Genomic DNA, 16,912 nt, shown 5'->3' on the forward strand with positions numbered 1-16,912 from the left:
GGTAGTTATGAAGATTCTGACACTGATCTGATGCAAACAGCCTGAAGAGAAACGGAGGACGAGAACGGGGTTCCTACAGCTGATATACACGTACTTAAAGAATTGACACATGTGTATATTCCGCCGAGTAATTTTTATGTGCATCCGTATTTGGGAATCGCTCAAGACACGCCAAACTTCATTCTGCAAGAATCAGAAGTTGATGCTTTGGTAGAGGTGGATCTACCTCAATTCCTATCCGATGATCCCTTGACCACGCGTGTGCTCACAACCTCTTATGCCCACCAGATCAAGGTGCCAGCCTTTGAACTCAACGGTCATATCGTTTGGGGTGCCACCGCCATGGTGCTCAATGAGGTAAGGGAGCTGTTAAAGCAGCTTTAAGACCAGAGTCATTTTCGTATCTTTGGCGGGCTAAAGAAAACTAAATGGGGCTTTTTAAGCGAAATCCATTCGGACATATTCTATTTATCAAACGTTGGTTGATCCGCATTTTGGGCGCCATGACCCACCGCAGATTCAAGGGATTTAACGAACTGCAGATAGAAGGTTCCGAGATTATCAAAGATCTGCCAGATAACAATGTGCTGTTTGTTTCCAATCACCAAACCTATTTTGCAGACGTAGTGGCTATGTTCCATGTGTTCAATGCGAGTTTGAGCGGTCGTGTGGATAGCATCAAGAATATTGGCTACCTCTGGCAACCCAAGTTGAACCTTTACTTTGTGGCGGCTAAGGAGACCATGAGTGCAGGGCTATTGCCAAAGATCTTGGCCTATACCGGATCCGTAAGTATTGAGCGTACTTGGAGAGAAAAAGGAAAAGAGATCAATCGTCAGGTTAAGATGAGTGATGTCAACAATATTTCTGTGGCTTTAGAAGACGGTTGGGTAATTACTTTTCCGCAAGGAACCACTAAGCCGTGGAAACCTATTCGTCGCGGTACTGCGCACATCATTAAACAAAATAAACCATTGGTTGTTCCAATAGTTATTGATGGTTTTAGACGCTCCTTTGACCGTAAGGGACTGCGTATTAAAAAACGCAATATCCTACAATCCATGGTGATCAAGGAGCCCTTGGAAATCGATTATGAGAATGATTCCGTGGATTCCATAGTAGAAAAACTGCAGTATGCCATCGAACAACATCCGTCCTTCTTAAAAGTAATACCTCAAGAGGAGTTGGCTCAGGCAGAGGAGCTCAATAAAAAACGTCGCTACCGTCAGGATTAGCGCTTAGACTTCCATCTTCTTTAATTCGACGTAATTGCGCTTAAGTCTGCGCAACATCCAGCCGTATACTAGATAGTAGATCAGGGCAATAAAGCCAATAAAGAGTATACCTACAATGATCTGAGAAATAAAGAACACGCTGGTAAAGCTTGCCAGATCAACTTCTGCATATCCTTCCGGAAAGGTTGCTTTAAGGAGTCCATAAAGCTGTTCTTTATTGAAATAGTAATAAATATTCACTGCGATCAAGGTGATCACGGAGGTACCAATATTGTAGTAAACAAAATAGCGCACCGTGCGGCGGGTCTTTAGGATCTTACGCATCAGCTCCTTGAGCGTGTCGGTGCTGTTTATGGCTTGGTAATTTCTGTAGAAGAGGTATATAAAACCTGCGAATATGGTGTAATGGATTACGTTGACCATAGTGAAGGCGCGGCTCAAGCCCATGCCTTGGTTGATGGTCTTACTCGATTCTGGAATCAAGAAATTAAGACCGATCCAGATGGCGATCTCAATCACAGAGGCGATCAGGATCCATTTGACAACTGAAGAAGACTTCTTCAATATCATTGGATAGATGTCGTCAAAACTCAGCTTCGGTAGCTCATGCTCCCGTGCTTGCCATTGCTTTTTTAAAAGTTCGAGTTGATCCATAATTCCTACGGATTTAAAATTTTACGCAACTTTTCCTTTATTCTGTTCATCTTTACTCTAGCATTAACTTCTGAAATACCCATGGTTTCAGAGATTTCACGATAAGACTTGTCTTCCAAATACAAGAACACCAAGGCCTTGTCAATGTCATTCAAATCCTTTACTGCCGCGTACATCAGCTTCAATTGTTCCTCGATGGTATCATCGTACTTCTCCGACGCGATCTTAAAACTAACTCCTTCAAATTCCTGAGTCGCTACACCCTTCTTGCTCTTACGATAAAGTGTAATTGCCGTGTTTAGGGCCACGCGATACATCCAAGTACTGAACTTGGCGTCCCCGCGAAACTTAGGATAAGCCTTCCACAGTTGTATCGTGATCTCTTGAAATAGGTCGTTGTGCGCATCCTGATTTCGGGTGTACAGTCGACATATTTTATGAACCACGTTTTGATGCTCCTCGAGCTGTTTTACAAAACTATGTTTCAGGTTTTGATCCAAAGGTTGATTGTTAGTGTTAGAGGTTAATCCACAGTTTACATTTGATTTCCTGTAAGCTGCAATTCAACTTCATTGGTTTGTTCTCTTTGCGCGCCTTTTGTTACAGGATTTCTGCTAAAAATACGCGCATTAATTTGTAACTAGTTCTGAACCTGTACTTTAATTGGTCCGCCAGGATTGAGCCAAGTTCCGCCAAGTTCATCGATATTCACGTCTAGTTCATCAGAAGTGTCAATACTTTTTACATTGATATTCACTTCTTCTGAGGTGTCTACGCCGCGTAAATTTACATAGAGTTCATCATAGGTGTTGATGTCCTTTATGCTCACTTCAACCAAGCCGTTTTCATTAAGCGGCACTAAGCCATACTGCGAATTTGGTTTGAGATCGTTTAAGCCGTTATCGGCATAGGCCTTTGGCATTAAATCCAATTTCATAGCCGTGTTTACGGTAAGGCAGACTGCAATAACAGTCAAGATTACTTTAGTATAGGTATCTGCTTTCATAATGATAAGTTTTGTAGGTTGAATCAATTATTGTTCCGTAAAAGTCACCAAGGTCAAAGACTCTGATTTTCCTTTTAGCGGATGCGCTCCTAAGTTCTTTTCTGAGATTCCCTCAGGCAACTTGACCAGCAGTTGCGCAAAATCTTCACTGGCCAGTATATCAACACCCAAGGAGTTGCAGCTGCTTTGAATACGAGCGGCAGTGTTGAGCACATCTCCAGAAAAGGCGATCTCCCGCTTTATTTGGCCCAATTCACCACTCATAACGTTTCCGCAGTGGTAGCCTACCTTAAATTCTGGAACCAGGCCGTATTTAGCTTCGTATTTTTCTGCTTTATTGCTGATGAGTTCCTTCATGAGGTAGTAGCAAAGAAGCGCATTTGAATTCTTTAAACCACGCTTCATCTTCCAACTCAAAACTACTTCGTCCCCAACATATTGGTAGACTTCACCATAAGTACGAACCACAGCCGGAGCGATATCTCTAAAGAAGTCTTTGAGAAAATTAAAGTATCGCGCCTCTCCAAGTTGCTCGGCAATTCCTGTGGCATTGCGAATGTCTGCGAACATAAAGATGCGCCGCTCTTGCTTGGGCCTAAAATATTTGCCCAATAAATAGTCTGGAAATACTCCTGGGCCAAAACGATCATTCACCATCATGATTATGAGTGTAACCAAGACGATAAACAGCCAGATGAGGTAATTCTTTACAAACATCCAACTGGAGAAAAAGAAGAAGGTCTCTTCCAAAACATCCTCGTCATAAATGGGAAGGTCCAAATTCTGACCTTGCAAATAGATGTTGCCCGCAGCACTGACCAAAAAAGCGGTTATGGTGTAGATCATCAAAATGATCAAAAACGCATTGATAAATGAGAATCTGCGTAGGGCACGTTCCATCAAATGAATGGTGAGTAATCCTCCTATAATACCTGCAGAGGTAGAAATGATCAAATTAGCAATGAAATTAGACAGGAAGTCATATTCTGTGGTCAGCACTCGGTTGCTCGCCAAAATACTGTACTCATAAAAGAACATGACATTGCTGATCAGCACCCAGGCAATGGTAACCCAGAGCGCTCTTCTGAGGTAGGCCCATATTTGCCTCCTCGAGGACCAAAAGGATTTTTCAGCCATAGCCGCCTAACAGTTCTTGTATTTGTCGTGTAAGCCCGCGCCAGCAGTGATCATTGGGCGGCATTTTTCTAGGCGACTCAATCGGGTTTTCTCTTGTTTTGCACTTCCGATATGGTCTGCGTACTCCCGCTGCTTACCGGGAGTCAGGGCATCAAAGGCTGTTTTTAAACCAGCATCTTGATCAAAGGCGGTTTGTAATTCTATGGGAACGACCAAAGCTTTTGTCTTGCGTTGGGGCTTGATCTCTTTTCCTTGCTTTTGATTCTCAATGGCTTCTACGGCGTAGGCCTTGACCATATCAAAATCAACTTCAGCTACAGAATTCCAGTTGAGCTGGCGCATCCCACGAGTTTTACCCTCCTGGGCATTGCCTAAAACTCCTTTCGGATCGCTGAGAAAAGATCCGTTGAAAAACCACAATCCAAAGTGGTTCTTAAAGGCGCCAATACCCATAACATTCTTGCCGCCAACAGTATAACTGGGGATGGCCCATTTAACCGTTTCCACAGCCTCGGTTTGTTGCAAAAGGCTGCGGAGTTGGGTGAGTTCTTGCTCCCAATGGTTGTTTTTGGCTAAATAGGCTTCAATCTTTTCTGCATCGGTCATAGTTTAATTGTTTAGTTAGTTGTGTGTCTTAGGACCTGATAAAGCTAATGGTCTGGCGGTATCCGTCAGCCAATACTTGTACAAAGTATACACCCTTTGGCAGATCTGCTACAGACAAACGCACTTGGCCCTGTCCTTGTGATTCTGGCTCAATACTGAGACGTTTACCACCGATGTCATATACTGTATACGTATTTACTACCACGTTTGGATTGTGAGCAATGGTAACAAATTCTGAAGCTGGATTTGGGAAGGCGCGTAATTGCAGATCCAAACTGTTTTCTTCTACGGATAGGAATGCATCATATAAGGTTTGTAAAGAATCGATTGGCTCTTCTCCAAAAGGCATTTCTTCAATATTCAAACGCAGGTAAGGATTCCCTGGAGTGTCGTCTGGACGATACACCTGCAAAAAGGCTGAAGTTGATGAAGTCCCTCGGTCCAAACAACGCGCATCGGCGCCGGCAAAGTTTGCTCCTTGCATGGCAGCCATAAGCTTATCGGCCAAGGTTCCTGAAGTGCTCACAAAATTCGCCTCCATATTTTCCAAAACGGTGGCGTTCAATAAAATGTTTCCTTGCACAGAGTAGGTTGGGCCTTGGATATCATCCTTATAATCGTCGGCACTAGATCCTGTATATCCTGCTGTACGCGGAGCTCCTGTATCTGGATTGAAATCGGCAATTCCGTATTGGCGGAAGGTTGGATCGTCAAAAGGTCCACCACTGCCACAAGGGAAACTGTCATTGGCAAAGAGCCATGATATGATCTCTGCTGGAGAGGCCCCAGCTTCCATTTGTTCGATCCCGTTGGCTAAGTTGGCATTTGGGATACAAACATAAGCCTGAGAGTTGATTCCTCCACGGCCGGGAATGATGGCACTAATAATGTCAATCAAACCGCCTAGATCTCCAACTCCATCTACGCAGGAGGCACCAGCAGCGCCTACTTCTCCGGTGGCGGGGTCAACGGCTACAATAGAAAAGGTGTCTTGTGCTTTGGCCTGAAACAAGACAAAGCAAAGGGTCAATAATAGTGTAATTTTTCGCATTTCTTTTTCAAATTGGTTACCCTTAAAGATACCACTTTTTCAGTTGAGCCTTCCATTTTTACAGTTCAGTCGGAATTTTTAGTACTACCGATTTCGCCGCTGCATCTTTGAACCATCAATTAAAAAATGAAAATCAGCGCTCATGCGAAAATTCACCAAATCACTCGTCTTATTTTTAATTTCTTGTTTAGGGTTTTTGATCCAGACCTTTGGGCAAACTACAGTAAACGGTTCAGTTACTGATCCTAGCGGAAACCCGGTAGAGGGAGCCAATGTCTTTTTAGTAGGAACCTATGACGGAGCCTCCACGGCCGCCGATGGAAGCTTCAGTTTTGAATCCGAAGAAACAGGAGTACAAACACTTTCGATCTCCTACATTGGTTTTGAAACCTTAGAATATGCCGCAGAGATCACGGCAATGAATGGTCTTACACTTAAACTACGAGAAGACCTCAATGCTCTAGAAACAGTGGTGTTGTCTGCAGGAACCTTTGAAGCCGGAGACAACAGCAAGGTCTCGGTTTTAAAGCCTTTGGACGTGGTTACCACAGCAAGCGCCTTAGGTGATTTTGTCGGAGCACTGCAAACTTTACCGGGAACCACCACCGTTTCTGAAGACGGTCGTCTTTTTGTTCGCGGTGGTGATGCCGGAGAAACCCAGATCTTTATAGATGGGATCCGTGTATTTACGCCCTACACGCCTACAACCAATAACATTCCAAGTCGGGGGCGTTATTCGCCTTTTCTCTTTGATGGGATCACTTTTTCTACCGGAGGATATTCTGCGGAATTCGGGCAGGGCTTGTCTTCAGTGCTTTTGCTCAATACCATCGATGAACCTGTTCAGAACAAAACGGACATAGCCATTATGACCGTGGGAGGTTCTTTGGGACATACCAAACTTTGGGATAAGAGTTCAGTGAGTTTTAATGCTTCTTACATCAATCTAGCGCCTTATTTAGTCGTTTATCCAGATCGAAACGATTGGGACGAACCTTTTGAAACCTTTGCAGGTGAGGCGGTGTATCGACATAAGATAGGAGACGGACTTTTGAAAGTTTACACGGCTTTTGATAGTTCAAACTTCAGCCTGACGCAAGAGGATATTAACCTAGAAGAAGGTTTATTCTTCCGTTTAAAGAACAGAAACTGGTACACCAACAGTTCTTATTACAAACGCTTTGACAACGGTTGGAAGCTCGATTTGGGTGGAAGTTTTACTGTTGCCAATACCGATGTGACCATCATCGATAACAATATAGACAACACGGAATATTCTGTTCACGCAAAAGCAAAGGTGAGAAAGCGATTCAACAGCCGATTTAAGTTGGCTTTTGGAGCCGAGCAGTTTTGGACGGATTTTGATGAGAGTTTCAACAATCCAGACTTCAATGCAGATTACGGTTTCAATAATAACATCAGTGCAGCCTTTGCAGAAAGTGATATCATTTTCTCCAAGAAGTTCGCCGTAAAACTTGGGGTGCGCGGGGAGTACACCCAAGCCAACGACCGTTTTAGTATAGCGCCGCGAGTTTCGTCAGCCTATAAAACAGGGAAACACAGTCAGCTTTCCCTGGCTTATGGAAACTTCTATCAGCAGGTTGGGAATGACTTTTTAAAGTTTTCTCCTGGATTGGATCCGCAGATGACGCAACACTATATCTTAAACTATCAGTTCAGCCATGAAGGGAAGATCTTCAGAGCAGAGCTGTACCGTAAAGACTATAATGATCTAGTCACCTTTGATACAGAGATGGCCAGTTTTGAGAGTCAATTTGGAAACGCCGGAGACGGCTATGCACAAGGCTTTGATCTCTTTTGGAGAGATAATACATCCATAAAGAATCTAGACTATTGGGTGAGTTATTCTTATCTGGATACCGAGCGACAGTATCAAAACTTTCCAACGGCGGCTACACCTAATTTTGCCAATACCCACAACCTCTCTGTGGTTACCAAACTTTGGGTAGATAAGCTCAAGAGTCAATTGGGTTGGAGCTATCAATACGGCAGTGGAAGAACTTACACGGATCTCAACAGGCCTGGATTTTTACAAGAAAAGACCAAAGACTTTCACAGTTTGAGTTTCAATTGGGCTTATCTTATTGACCAACAAAAGATCTTGTACTTCTCTGTAAACAATATGCTGGGCTTCAGAAATGTGAACGGGTATCAGTATGCCAATACGCCCAACGCAAACGGTCAATTTGACCGCCGCGCATTGCGGCCGGCAGCAGATCAGTTCTTTTTTGTCGGTTTCTTTTGGACCATCTCAGATGATGGAACAGACAACCAATTGGACAACCTTTAAGCCATAATTACACTTCATCAGCAAAAAGCAACAGTTGGGTCTACTAAAGTGTGAAATGCACTAACAAGCCCAGATATTTACGACATATTAATTACAACAGTCATGCAAACACTCGTATTTACTTTCGCTTTAATGATCTCTGTGGCCTTTGGTGTCACAGCACAAACTCCCTACCAAAAAGGTATGCAAAAAGCACTGACCACTTGGGGAGAGGACAAACCAATGGAGGCCTCAAACATTTTTGAACGCATCGCTAATGTAGAAACTGACCAATGGTTGCCCGCTTATTACGTAGCCCTGATCAATACTATTGAGAGCTATGAAGAAATGGATTTGGACAAGAGAACCGCCATGCTCAACAAGGCTCAGGAATATTTGAATCTGGCTAAAGGGGTAAGCCCGAGCAATCCAGAATTGTTGGTAGTAGAGGCACAATGGTACATCTCTTGGGTAGCTTTTGACGGAGAAAAGTACGGGATGCAGTATGCACCCAAAGTAGCAGCCATCTATCAAAAGGCAGCTAAAATCGATCCTGAGAACCCACGTGTAGCCATGGGGAAATTGGAATGGGATATGGGGTCAGCCAGCTTTTTTGGACAAGATCCCGCAGAATTCTGTGAAGATTTGCAAAAAGCCATACTTTTATATGACAACTTTCAGGCCAGTGAAGAGTTCTATCCGCAGCACGGAAAGGGCTACGGCCTTAAAGTAATTGACAGAACTTGTAATAACTAATTATGACTCGATTCTTTAAAGAAGCAATCCGCGGTTTTGGATTCGGAATTATCATCTTCATCGTGCTGATGATCATCAGCTATATGTTGGGATGGCGCATAGAATCCTTTAGCGAGCTATTGACAGAATTTACCATCAATCAAATTTATTCTGTGGTCTTATTTGTGCTCAACGGGTACATCATCAGTCACTTTGTCAATAAATACGGAAGGCAGTTCTTTAAAGCTAAAAACCTCTCGCAATCGATTCTATCCAGCTTAGGTGCTACCATAGTAGCCATAGCGGTGATCCGATTGTTCATACACACGATTTTAGAAGGAAAGGCAATCAGTGACTTTTTAGCCTCTGAAAAGCCGGAGTACTACATGGTGGCGCTAATGATCACTGTGGTGATGCTCAGCATTTATTACACCTTTTACTATTACAAGTTTACTCGTGATACACAGGTCAAAGAGCAAAAGAAGATCGCAGGATCTGCAGCTGCGAGTTTTGACGCTTTGAAAAATCAACTGGATCCGCACTTTTTGTTTAACAGTTTGAACGTGCTTACCAGTCTGATTGAAGAGAATCCAAAAGCGGCAACCAAGTTTACCACTTCACTCTCTAAGGTATACCGATATGTTTTAGAGCAGAAGAACAAAGACTTGGTTACTCTGCAGGAAGAACTGGATTTTGCACAACTGTATATTTCGCTGCTGAAGATGCGTTTTGAAGAAGCGATTGAGTACAATCCGCCGCAAAACCTAAAAAACCCAGATGCCAAAGTAGTGCCTTTGAGTTTGCAATTGCTGTTGGAAAATGCGGTAAAACACAATATGGTGACACCCAGTAAACGCTTGGTGATCACTATTTATGAGCAAGACGGCGCCTTAGTGGTTAAAAACAATATTCAACCCAAACAGGTAGTCAAAAAGAGTAGTGGCGTAGGATTGCAAAACATCAGACAACGCTATCAACTATTGACAGATAGACCCGTTTTGATCTCAGAAGTCAACAAAGAGTTTGTAGTGGCTATACCACTGCTTACTAAACAAAAAGCAACTACAATGAATACACAACAAGAATATATCAGTGAAAAACGTTACCTGCGTGCCCAAGAGCGCGTGGATAAGATCAAAGGATTTTACGTGCATTTTGCCATCTATCTGATCTTTGTACCTGTCTTTATTTATTTGAACCTAAGAACTACGGATTTTCCTTGGGCCTTGTTTCCTATAGGTGGATGGGGACTGGGAGTCGTGGGTCATGCTATGGAAGTATTTAGTTACAATCCGCTTCTGGGTAAGAACTGGGAAGAGCGCAAGATCCGCGAGTTTATGGACAAAGATGATCTGTAATACAATTCAGCAGTTAAAAACGACCGTTCGGTCCTAAAGAATTGTCACAGCCCGAGTCCTTAAATATCTTTGAGTATCAAATTTAAAAATCATGAGTAACAGTCCTAAAAATCAAAACAAATACATCCGCGCTAAAGAACGCGTGGAAGAGCTTAAAAAGTTTTACACCAGTCTGATGTGGTACGTGATCATCATTCCATTTTTGGCTTGGATCAATTACACAACCAACGGATTTAGCTACGTTTGGTTTTTGTGGGCCGCCTTTGGATGGGGAATCGGATTGGTTATCCACGCCATTAAAGCCTTTAGATTGAGCCCGGTGTTCAATCGCGATTGGGAAGAGCGCAAGATCCGTGAATTCATGCGTGAAGAAGAGTTCCATGAAAATGGAGGTCGACAAGAGGAGGAGTCCTGGGACGATAAGATCAACTGGGATACTGATAAGAATTACAATTCAGGCCAACGCTGGGAATAACCAAAAAACAGTCATCAATCATGGAAAAATATAAAGAGTCTAAATACGGCCGTGCTAAGAAAAAGGTAGAAAACATTAAGGGTTTCTACAACCACCTAGTGGTTTACCTAATTGTGAATACGGCCATTATATTAATTAGAGTATTAGTTTTTAATGAAGGGAACATCGGTTTTGAGATCCCGCATTGGTCTATCATTACCACGCCACTTTTCTGGGGTATAGGTTTGTTCTTCCACGGACTGTGGGTATTCAGTGATAAACTCGGCTTTATTAAAAACTGGGAAGAGCGCAAGATCCGTGAGTTCATGCGAGAAGAAGAGGAAGAAGAACAGCACTTAAATTACTAACCTACCGCAAGTCTATTATGCAAGTATTAATCATTGAAGACGAGAAGCCGTCAGCACGCCGTTTAAAACGCTTGCTAGAAGCACAAGATGTTGAGGTTTTGACCTTATTGCATTCTGTTGAAGAATCCGTAGCCTGGTTTTCTGAGAATTCACACCCGGAAGTCATCTTTTTAGACATTCAATTGAGTGACGGACTCTCCTTTGAGATCTTTGATAAAATCGAAATCACCAGCGCAATAATCTTTACCACGGCTTATGATGAATACGCTTTGCAAGCGTTTAAATTGAACAGTATTGATTACTTGCTCAAACCTATTGATGAAGACGAGCTGATCGCTGCTATGAACCAATACAAGACTCAGCAAAAGCAATCTTCTAATGTGCAGCTCAACTTTGAGGATATCAAAAAACTATTGACCAATCCAGTGGAGCGAGAATACAAAAAACGCTTTACCGTTAAGATTGGACAGCATTTGCGCATGATTCCGGTAGATGAGATCGAATGCTTTTACAGCGAGAATAAAGGCACCTATGCGCATACCTTTGAAGGGCGTGATTATTTGCTGGATACTACTTTAGAACAGTTAGAAGATGAGCTGGAACCTGCCACTTTTTTCCGCATCAACAGAAAGTTCTTCATCAATATCAATGCGATTAAAGACATCATTTCTTATACAAACTCCCGCTTGCAAATTAAGTTAGAGAGTTATAAGGATCAGGACGTTATCGTGGCACGGGAACGCGTTAAAGACTTCAAACTTTGGTTGGAGTAAGGGTGTAATACCTTGATAGCGAAAGTTTAAACAAAATTATTCCCAAATGTTAAAAAAACTAACATTTGATAGTTTTTGTTAAATTTCTGTTATCAAATTCATAGTTTTTTTAATACTTTAGGGCACATTTAGAATAACAAAAACGCTAAATCAAAATTCTATGAAAAAATGTACCCTGGTTGTACTCCTTGGGTTATGCAGTTTGTTCACGCTGCAATCACTCGCTCAGGATGCAACAACAACCATCTCTAACTACTTAAGCCAACAAAAAGAAAATCACGGACTGACGTCTCAAGACATTGAGTTCGAGATCACAAACCAAAACGTTAGTAAGGTGAGTGGAATTACTCACGTTTACTACCGACAACTTGTAAATGGAATTCCTGTATATGGTTCAGAATCCTCTGCGCACATCATGCCAGATGGAACACTTTTGAAAATGAACAATGGTTTTGTTTCACAATCAATTGACAAATCGAGTGGAATGACCAGCCCTGGCCTTTCAGCTGATGGAGCTATTGCTGCAGCGGCGAATGCATTGGGCTACACGCCGACAAAATCATTTTCTATTGTTGAGGACCTGTCTGAAGGATCTCCAAAGATGCTAATGAGCGACGGTGGTATCTCGCTTTTAGAGATTCCAGTAGCGCTTACTTACCAAAAATCAGAAGAAGGAGACATTACCCTTGCTTGGGATCTTTCTATTTTAGAGATCGGCCAGCAAAACTGGTGGTCTGTGCGAGTTGATGCTAGCACGGGTCAAATCATTGATCGCGTAAACTGGATGGTAAGCTGTGAGTTTGAACACGACCACGCAGATCACGATCACAGTGGACATGATCACGGAGCCAACTTCAACCTGAATCTTCAGCCTGCTGTAGACAAGTCTGCTGCTGACGCTGGTGGATGCGTTGAATGTTATGAAGTTTTCGCTCTACCACTAGAAAGTCCGTTCTTCGGAGATCGTACTTTCGAAGTGAACCCTGCAGACCCAACGGCTTCTCCATTTGGATGGCACGATACTAACGGTGTTGCCGGAGCTGAATTCACCACAACTCGTGGTAACAACGCTAACGCCTATGAAGATGGAGACAATGTAGGATTCCAACCTGACGGTGGATCTGACTTGTTCTTCGGGGGTGTAGGATTCGAGTGGGATATCGCTTATTCTCCTGCAAACCAATACGAAGCTGCTGCAGTAACTAACTTGTTCTACTGGACTAACATCATCCATGATGTTTTGTATCAGTATGGATTTGATGAAGCTGGCGGTAACTTCCAAGAAAATAACTACGGTGGTGGTGGAATCGGAGGAGACTCCGTAGATTCTGAAGCCCAAGACGGTTCTGGAACTTGTAACGCAAACTTCGGAACTCCACCAGACGGAGGAAACCCACGTATGCAGATGTATACTTGTGGTTCTCGTGATGGTGACTATGACAACCTTGTAATTATCCACGAATACGGACACGGTATTTCTAACCGTTTGACTGGTGGACCTGGAGCTGCTGGATGTTTAGGTAACTCTGAACAGATGGGAGAAGGATGGTCTGACTGGTACGGTCTTGTAATGACTATGGAGCCAGGAGACGCTGGTGTTGATCCACGTGGAGTAGGTACTTACCTATTTAATGAAGGTCCTGATGGAGCTGGGATTCGTCCTTTCCCATACAGTACTGACATGAACATCAACCCACAGACGTATGACTTTATTCAGTCGTCTGCTATTCCTCACGGAGTAGGATCTGTTTGGGCCATGATGCTTTGGGAAATGACCTGGGGCTTGATTGACGCTAACGGATGGGATGCTGATATTTACAACTTTACAGGAGATGCTTCGTTAGATGCTGGTAACGTTATGGCTATTGCCTTGGTTACTGAAGCGATGAAGCTTCAACCATGCAGTCCTGGTTTTGTAGACGGGCGTGACGCTATTCTAGCGGCAGACGTTGCTATCTACGGAGGTGCTAACGAATGTATCATTTGGGATGCATTTGCTAAGCGTGGTCTTGGTATCAACGCTATTCAAGGTTCTTCTTTCAGTGTAGCTGACGGAACTGAGAACTTTGACACTCCTTCTGGAGAAGCTAACTTTACTGCTCCTTCAGACGTATGTTCTACTGAAGAGGCTTTTGAAGTAACAGGAGCTGGTAGCCCAATTGGTGGTGTTTACAGCGGCCCTGGTGTTACTGACAACGGAGACGGACTTACTTATACTTTTGACCCAGCTGTGGCTGGTGTCGGAGTTCACACAATCACTTATGAAATTGGAGATTCAGCTTGTGCTTCGGCTTCTGTAGCTACGGATGATATCGAAGTATTGGCAACTCCAGATTCTCCATTGACAACTGGTGTTACTGACGTATGTATCGGAGATGAGGTAACTGTAACTGCTACACTTTCAGATCCTGCTAACAACATTCGTTGGTTTGACGCTGAGGTAGGAGGAGCTTTCTTATTTGAAGGTACTGACTACACATTCACTCCAACAGGTTCTGTTGATCTATGGGCTGAAGAGACTGCTGATGACTTCTTGTCTAAATTGGTAATTTCTGAAGTAACTCTCGAAACTCCAGACCGTTTTGAGATCCAAAACGTAGGAGTACAAACTGACTATACTGGTTACCGAGTAGTTGTGAGTGAAGAGCCATTCTCTAACATCAATACTGTGAACCCTGTGGTTCAGACTTTAGGTGTTATGGATGAAGATGAGGCCATTGCTTGGAACGATACTGCAGGTGACGCTGACTACTGGGGAAGTAATCTATGGTGGGATAACGACGCTCCTGATTCAGGATGGATCCTTATTCTAGATCCTTCTGGTAATGTAGTTGACTCTGCGTTCTGGAACGTAGACAGTGCAACTCTTGCTACTTTTGATATTAATGTAGCTGGATTCAATATTACTGCTGCCGATCTTGACTGGGTTGGTTCAGGTGCTGCTCTTACAGCAAACTGTAACGACTCTTTCCAACGTAACGGAGATTCAGACAGCGCATTAGACTGGCCAAACACTTGTTTGGAAGCTTCTTATGGGGAGCCTAACGAGAACATCGGAATCGGCTTTGCGGGTTGTGTTGCTCCGCGTACACTGACGCAAGTAATTGCTGAGGACATTGCTCCTGAGATCACTTGCCCTGAAGATGAAGTATATGTAATTGAAGACGGACTACCATATGTAGTTCCAGATTACTCACTATCTGCTACTTTCTCAGATAACTGTCCAGAGGATCCAACAATTACGCAAGATCCTGCAGTTGGTGCTGAGTTAGGACCTGGAGATTATACCGTAACACTTACTGCTACAGATGCTGCAGGAAACTCTAGCGACTGTACTTTCACCCTTACTGTAGAAGGAGTATTGAGTGTAGACGAATTTGGAATTGACAATGTGATCACACTATATCCGAACCCAAGTCAAGGAGATCTGACCCTTCGCAACCGCAGTACTGCGATTGTTGAAGACGTGAACCTTTACGACGTAAACGGGCGTTTGATCAAGAGACTAAACGTACAAGGTGTTGGAGCTGAAATTCAGTTCAACCTAAACGATGTGGCTTCAGGACTATACTTTGTTCAGATCATCACAGATCAGGGACAAACGGTTAAACGTGTTGTGAAGCAATAATTACGACAAACCTTTCGTAAAGAAACCCTCGCTTTAAGCGGGGGTTTTTTTATTTGTCGTCGTCAATGCGATTCTCGTTGAATGCTGAGGGAAGCAGTTTAGGAATAAACTTGATGAACAGCGGTAATAAAAGGCTTCCGCCAGGTAAAAGAAAAATGGTCAGTGAAGGAATGCTTTTGAACATATCCAAAAGTTGATCTTTGACCTTGTCTTTTTCTTTAGCGTCCAATTCACGCATGGTAGATTGCCCTAAAAGCACGAGCAGCTCTCCGCTTTCGCTGAGCTCTTTGATGAGACGCTTTTTGTTACGCAAAATCAAGCGCTCAACAGTGCTGCTGGTCTGCTTATAGAAATGCTGAACCGGATGCGTGTGATTGAAAAAGTGAATGGCATTCTCATGCTCTTCCATAAAGAGTTCAAGCTCATCCAAAGCCACGAGTGCCTCTTCTTGTTCTAAGCCCAATTGAATGGCCAAATGTAAGATGTATTCACGCTCAGACGTTTCTACTTTTAAATCATCTTTAATGGCCATACAGCAGAGGTCTAACAGATAAGGTGCTGTTAGGGTCATATGCGTATCGCTAAAGAACATCTCTAAGGGAGCCGCTGTGGTGCTTAATCCAGCCATTTCAAACAGCTCTAAGAGCAGGATATCGTATTTATCTTGCTTGGTTTTTGACTGTAAAGCTCCGAAGCAATAAGTGGCAATAGCCTTTTCCAAAGAAATAGCATAGTTCTTCGCCAACATCGGAGAATCACAATAGATCTGATAGGTCAACAGATCTGTAGCCAAGAGTACATTAGAAAACGCATAGGTTTGCTCTTTTTTTAATGTAGCATCACTCTCCAAAATTCGAGCAGATAGGATCTTCTCTAGATTCTTACTAACCGATTTACCCAATGACAGTTTAGAAAGTAGACTCATGCGACCGCGATCGATCTCTCGGTAAAAACTAATGGCGTGTTCTAAGAACTTTTTGACATTAGAAACTTGAGTTTGCTTGTAATAGATTACGTAAAGACTGTGAAGTAAGTTGGCTTTGTTCAATTCTGCAGCAGTGAGATTGAGCTCACTGATGGGCTTATTGATCAAAGCTGCAACAGAATTGCCATAAACAAAGCCCGTTTTTCGCAATTGGGTATAGAAATGCCCTTTGGGTTCAAAAGGGACTAAGAGGTCTTCATTTGAAAACTCGTGAAAAAATTTATCTATCCAACCAGCTGCAGAGGGATTCATTGATTCAAATTTATAAATAAAAAAGTCCTGTCACTAATGCGTCGCGGTATTCTGTGTAATTTTTTTGATTTGGCCCGATTTAACCTCTTCAGAAAACAAAAGGAATCACCAGTTTCAGAAATATAAACAATAGTCCTACTGCCAGTAGATTCAGAAAGAATCCTGCGCGTACCATGTCTTTGATCTTGATGTATCCGCTGGCAAAGACAATGGCGTTTGGCGGAGTGGCCATAGGCAACATGAATGCACAGCTAGAAGCCATAGCCACAGGAATGAGCAAATGTTCCATGGGCATATCAAGTCCTAATGCGATTCCGGCAACAACGGGCGCAAAAATAGCCACCAAGGCTAGCTTGCGCAGCAATTCGGTCATAAAGCGC

The 16,912-nt window shown here is 43.1% G+C and carries 17 protein-coding genes; 9 read left to right on the forward strand and 8 right to left on the reverse strand.

Features of this window, described 5'->3' with window-relative positions; all coding sequences use genetic code 11:
• Nucleotides 1-102 precede the first annotated feature (102 nt).
• Together HRT75_RS11180 and HRT75_RS11185 are read left to right on the forward strand one after the other, a co-directional pair.
• On the forward strand, nt 103-384 hold the full coding sequence (locus tag HRT75_RS11180; RefSeq protein WP_291186595.1) for a hypothetical protein: 282 nt from the start codon (nt 103-105) through the stop codon (nt 382-384).
• Nucleotides 385-428: 44 nt separating this feature from the next.
• Nucleotides 429-1,235, forward strand: coding sequence for a lysophospholipid acyltransferase family protein (locus HRT75_RS11185; protein WP_291186598.1), 807 nt, complete (start codon nt 429-431; stop codon nt 1,233-1,235).
• A gap of 3 nt (nt 1,236-1,238) precedes the next feature.
• Here the strand turns inward: HRT75_RS11185 and HRT75_RS11190 are convergent, their stop codons facing one another.
• From HRT75_RS11190 to HRT75_RS11215, 6 genes are all read right to left on the reverse strand, one after another.
• A complete protein-coding gene (locus HRT75_RS11190) occupies nt 1,239-1,889 on the reverse strand; it encodes a hypothetical protein (RefSeq protein ID WP_291186601.1) in 651 nt (216 codons plus the stop codon).
• A 5-nt stretch (nt 1,890-1,894) separates the two neighbouring features.
• A complete protein-coding gene (locus HRT75_RS11195) occupies nt 1,895-2,389 on the reverse strand; it encodes a sigma-70 family RNA polymerase sigma factor (RefSeq protein ID WP_272833236.1) in 495 nt (164 codons plus the stop codon).
• Nucleotides 2,390-2,529: 140 nt separating this feature from the next.
• Nucleotides 2,530-2,895, reverse strand: coding sequence for a hypothetical protein (locus HRT75_RS11200; protein WP_291186606.1), 366 nt, complete (start codon nt 2,893-2,895; stop codon nt 2,530-2,532).
• Nucleotides 2,896-2,922: 27 nt separating this feature from the next.
• The gene (locus HRT75_RS11205; RefSeq protein ID WP_291186609.1) at nt 2,923-4,032 is read right to left on the reverse strand and encodes an adenylate/guanylate cyclase domain-containing protein; all 1,110 of its coding nucleotides are present in this window, start codon (nt 4,030-4,032) and stop codon (nt 2,923-2,925) included.
• Nucleotides 4,033-4,038: 6 nt separating this feature from the next.
• Nucleotides 4,039-4,638 carry a YdeI/OmpD-associated family protein gene (locus HRT75_RS11210; RefSeq protein ID WP_291186612.1) on the reverse strand — a complete coding sequence of 200 codons (600 nt, stop codon included), beginning with the start codon at nt 4,636-4,638 and terminating at the stop codon, nt 4,039-4,041.
• Between the two features lie 28 nt (nt 4,639-4,666).
• A complete protein-coding gene (locus HRT75_RS11215; protein ID WP_291186615.1) occupies nt 4,667-5,689 on the reverse strand; it encodes a DUF1028 domain-containing protein in 1,023 nt (340 codons plus the stop codon).
• Nucleotides 5,690-5,831: 142 nt separating this feature from the next.
• On the opposite strand from HRT75_RS11215, the gene HRT75_RS11220 reads away from it, so the two are divergent.
• The 7 genes from HRT75_RS11220 to HRT75_RS11250 all read left to right on the forward strand — a co-directional run bounded on the left by HRT75_RS11220 (nt 5,832) and on the right by HRT75_RS11250 (nt 15,295).
• Nucleotides 5,832-8,000, forward strand: a complete 2,169-nt coding sequence (locus HRT75_RS11220) for a TonB-dependent receptor (protein WP_291186618.1) — start codon at nt 5,832-5,834, stop codon at nt 7,998-8,000.
• A 102-nt stretch (nt 8,001-8,102) separates the two neighbouring features.
• Nucleotides 8,103-8,735 carry a hypothetical protein gene (locus tag HRT75_RS11225; protein ID WP_291186621.1) on the forward strand — a complete coding sequence of 211 codons (633 nt, stop codon included), beginning with the start codon at nt 8,103-8,105 and terminating at the stop codon, nt 8,733-8,735.
• A 2-nt stretch (nt 8,736-8,737) separates the two neighbouring features.
• Nucleotides 8,738-10,072, forward strand: coding sequence for a 2TM domain-containing protein (locus HRT75_RS11230; protein ID WP_291186623.1), 1,335 nt, complete (start codon nt 8,738-8,740; stop codon nt 10,070-10,072).
• Between the two features lie 91 nt (nt 10,073-10,163).
• A complete protein-coding gene (locus HRT75_RS11235) occupies nt 10,164-10,547 on the forward strand; it encodes a 2TM domain-containing protein (RefSeq protein WP_366665060.1) in 384 nt (127 codons plus the stop codon).
• Between the two features lie 20 nt (nt 10,548-10,567).
• On the forward strand, nt 10,568-10,894 hold the full coding sequence (locus tag HRT75_RS11240; protein ID WP_291186626.1) for a 2TM domain-containing protein: 327 nt from the start codon (nt 10,568-10,570) through the stop codon (nt 10,892-10,894).
• Between the two features lie 17 nt (nt 10,895-10,911).
• On the forward strand, nt 10,912-11,667 hold the full coding sequence (locus HRT75_RS11245) for a LytTR family DNA-binding domain-containing protein (RefSeq protein ID WP_291186629.1): 756 nt from the start codon (nt 10,912-10,914) through the stop codon (nt 11,665-11,667).
• 160 nt (nt 11,668-11,827) lie between these two features.
• Nucleotides 11,828-15,295 (forward strand): M36 family metallopeptidase, encoded by a 3,468-nt coding sequence (locus HRT75_RS11250; RefSeq protein ID WP_291186632.1) that lies wholly within the window; start codon nt 11,828-11,830, stop codon nt 15,293-15,295.
• A gap of 49 nt (nt 15,296-15,344) precedes the next feature.
• Here the strand turns inward: HRT75_RS11250 and HRT75_RS11255 are convergent, their stop codons facing one another.
• Nucleotides 15,345-16,532, reverse strand: a complete 1,188-nt coding sequence (locus HRT75_RS11255; protein ID WP_291186634.1) for an LETM1-related biofilm-associated protein — start codon at nt 16,530-16,532, stop codon at nt 15,345-15,347.
• Between the two features lie 88 nt (nt 16,533-16,620).
• The coding region (locus HRT75_RS11260; protein ID WP_291186637.1) for an anion permease at nt 16,621-16,912 on the reverse strand (292 nt) is incomplete at its 5' end.

The sequence above is a fragment of the Gilvibacter sp. genome, from assembly GCF_013214815.1.
Lineage (GTDB): Bacteria > Bacteroidota > Bacteroidia > Flavobacteriales > Flavobacteriaceae > Gilvibacter.

What these genes read in the sequence shown, in the direction of transcription:
- HRT75_RS11215 (WP_291186615.1), bottom strand. Translation starts at nt 5,689, where the DNA reads ATGCGAAAAATTACACTATTATTGACCCTTTGCTTTGTCTTGTTTCAG.
- HRT75_RS11185 (WP_291186598.1), top strand. Translation starts at nt 429, where the DNA reads ATGGGGCTTTTTAAGCGAAATCCATTCGGACATATTCTATTTATCAAA.
- HRT75_RS11230 (WP_291186623.1), top strand. Translation starts at nt 8,738, where the DNA reads ATGACTCGATTCTTTAAAGAAGCAATCCGCGGTTTTGGATTCGGAATT.
- HRT75_RS11220 (WP_291186618.1), top strand. Translation starts at nt 5,832, where the DNA reads ATGCGAAAATTCACCAAATCACTCGTCTTATTTTTAATTTCTTGTTTA.
- HRT75_RS11210 (WP_291186612.1), bottom strand. Translation starts at nt 4,638, where the DNA reads ATGACCGATGCAGAAAAGATTGAAGCCTATTTAGCCAAAAACAACCAT.
- HRT75_RS11200 (WP_291186606.1), bottom strand. Translation starts at nt 2,895, where the DNA reads ATGAAAGCAGATACCTATACTAAAGTAATCTTGACTGTTATTGCAGTC.
- HRT75_RS11245 (WP_291186629.1), top strand. Translation starts at nt 10,912, where the DNA reads ATGCAAGTATTAATCATTGAAGACGAGAAGCCGTCAGCACGCCGTTTA.
- HRT75_RS11225 (WP_291186621.1), top strand. Translation starts at nt 8,103, where the DNA reads ATGCAAACACTCGTATTTACTTTCGCTTTAATGATCTCTGTGGCCTTT.
- HRT75_RS11240 (WP_291186626.1), top strand. Translation starts at nt 10,568, where the DNA reads ATGGAAAAATATAAAGAGTCTAAATACGGCCGTGCTAAGAAAAAGGTA.
- HRT75_RS11255 (WP_291186634.1), bottom strand. Translation starts at nt 16,532, where the DNA reads ATGAATCCCTCTGCAGCTGGTTGGATAGATAAATTTTTTCACGAGTTT.
- HRT75_RS11205 (WP_291186609.1), bottom strand. Translation starts at nt 4,032, where the DNA reads ATGGCTGAAAAATCCTTTTGGTCCTCGAGGAGGCAAATATGGGCCTAC.
- HRT75_RS11250 (WP_291186632.1), top strand. Translation starts at nt 11,828, where the DNA reads ATGAAAAAATGTACCCTGGTTGTACTCCTTGGGTTATGCAGTTTGTTC.
- HRT75_RS11235 (WP_366665060.1), top strand. Translation starts at nt 10,164, where the DNA reads ATGAGTAACAGTCCTAAAAATCAAAACAAATACATCCGCGCTAAAGAA.
- HRT75_RS11190 (WP_291186601.1), bottom strand. Translation starts at nt 1,889, where the DNA reads ATGGATCAACTCGAACTTTTAAAAAAGCAATGGCAAGCACGGGAGCAT.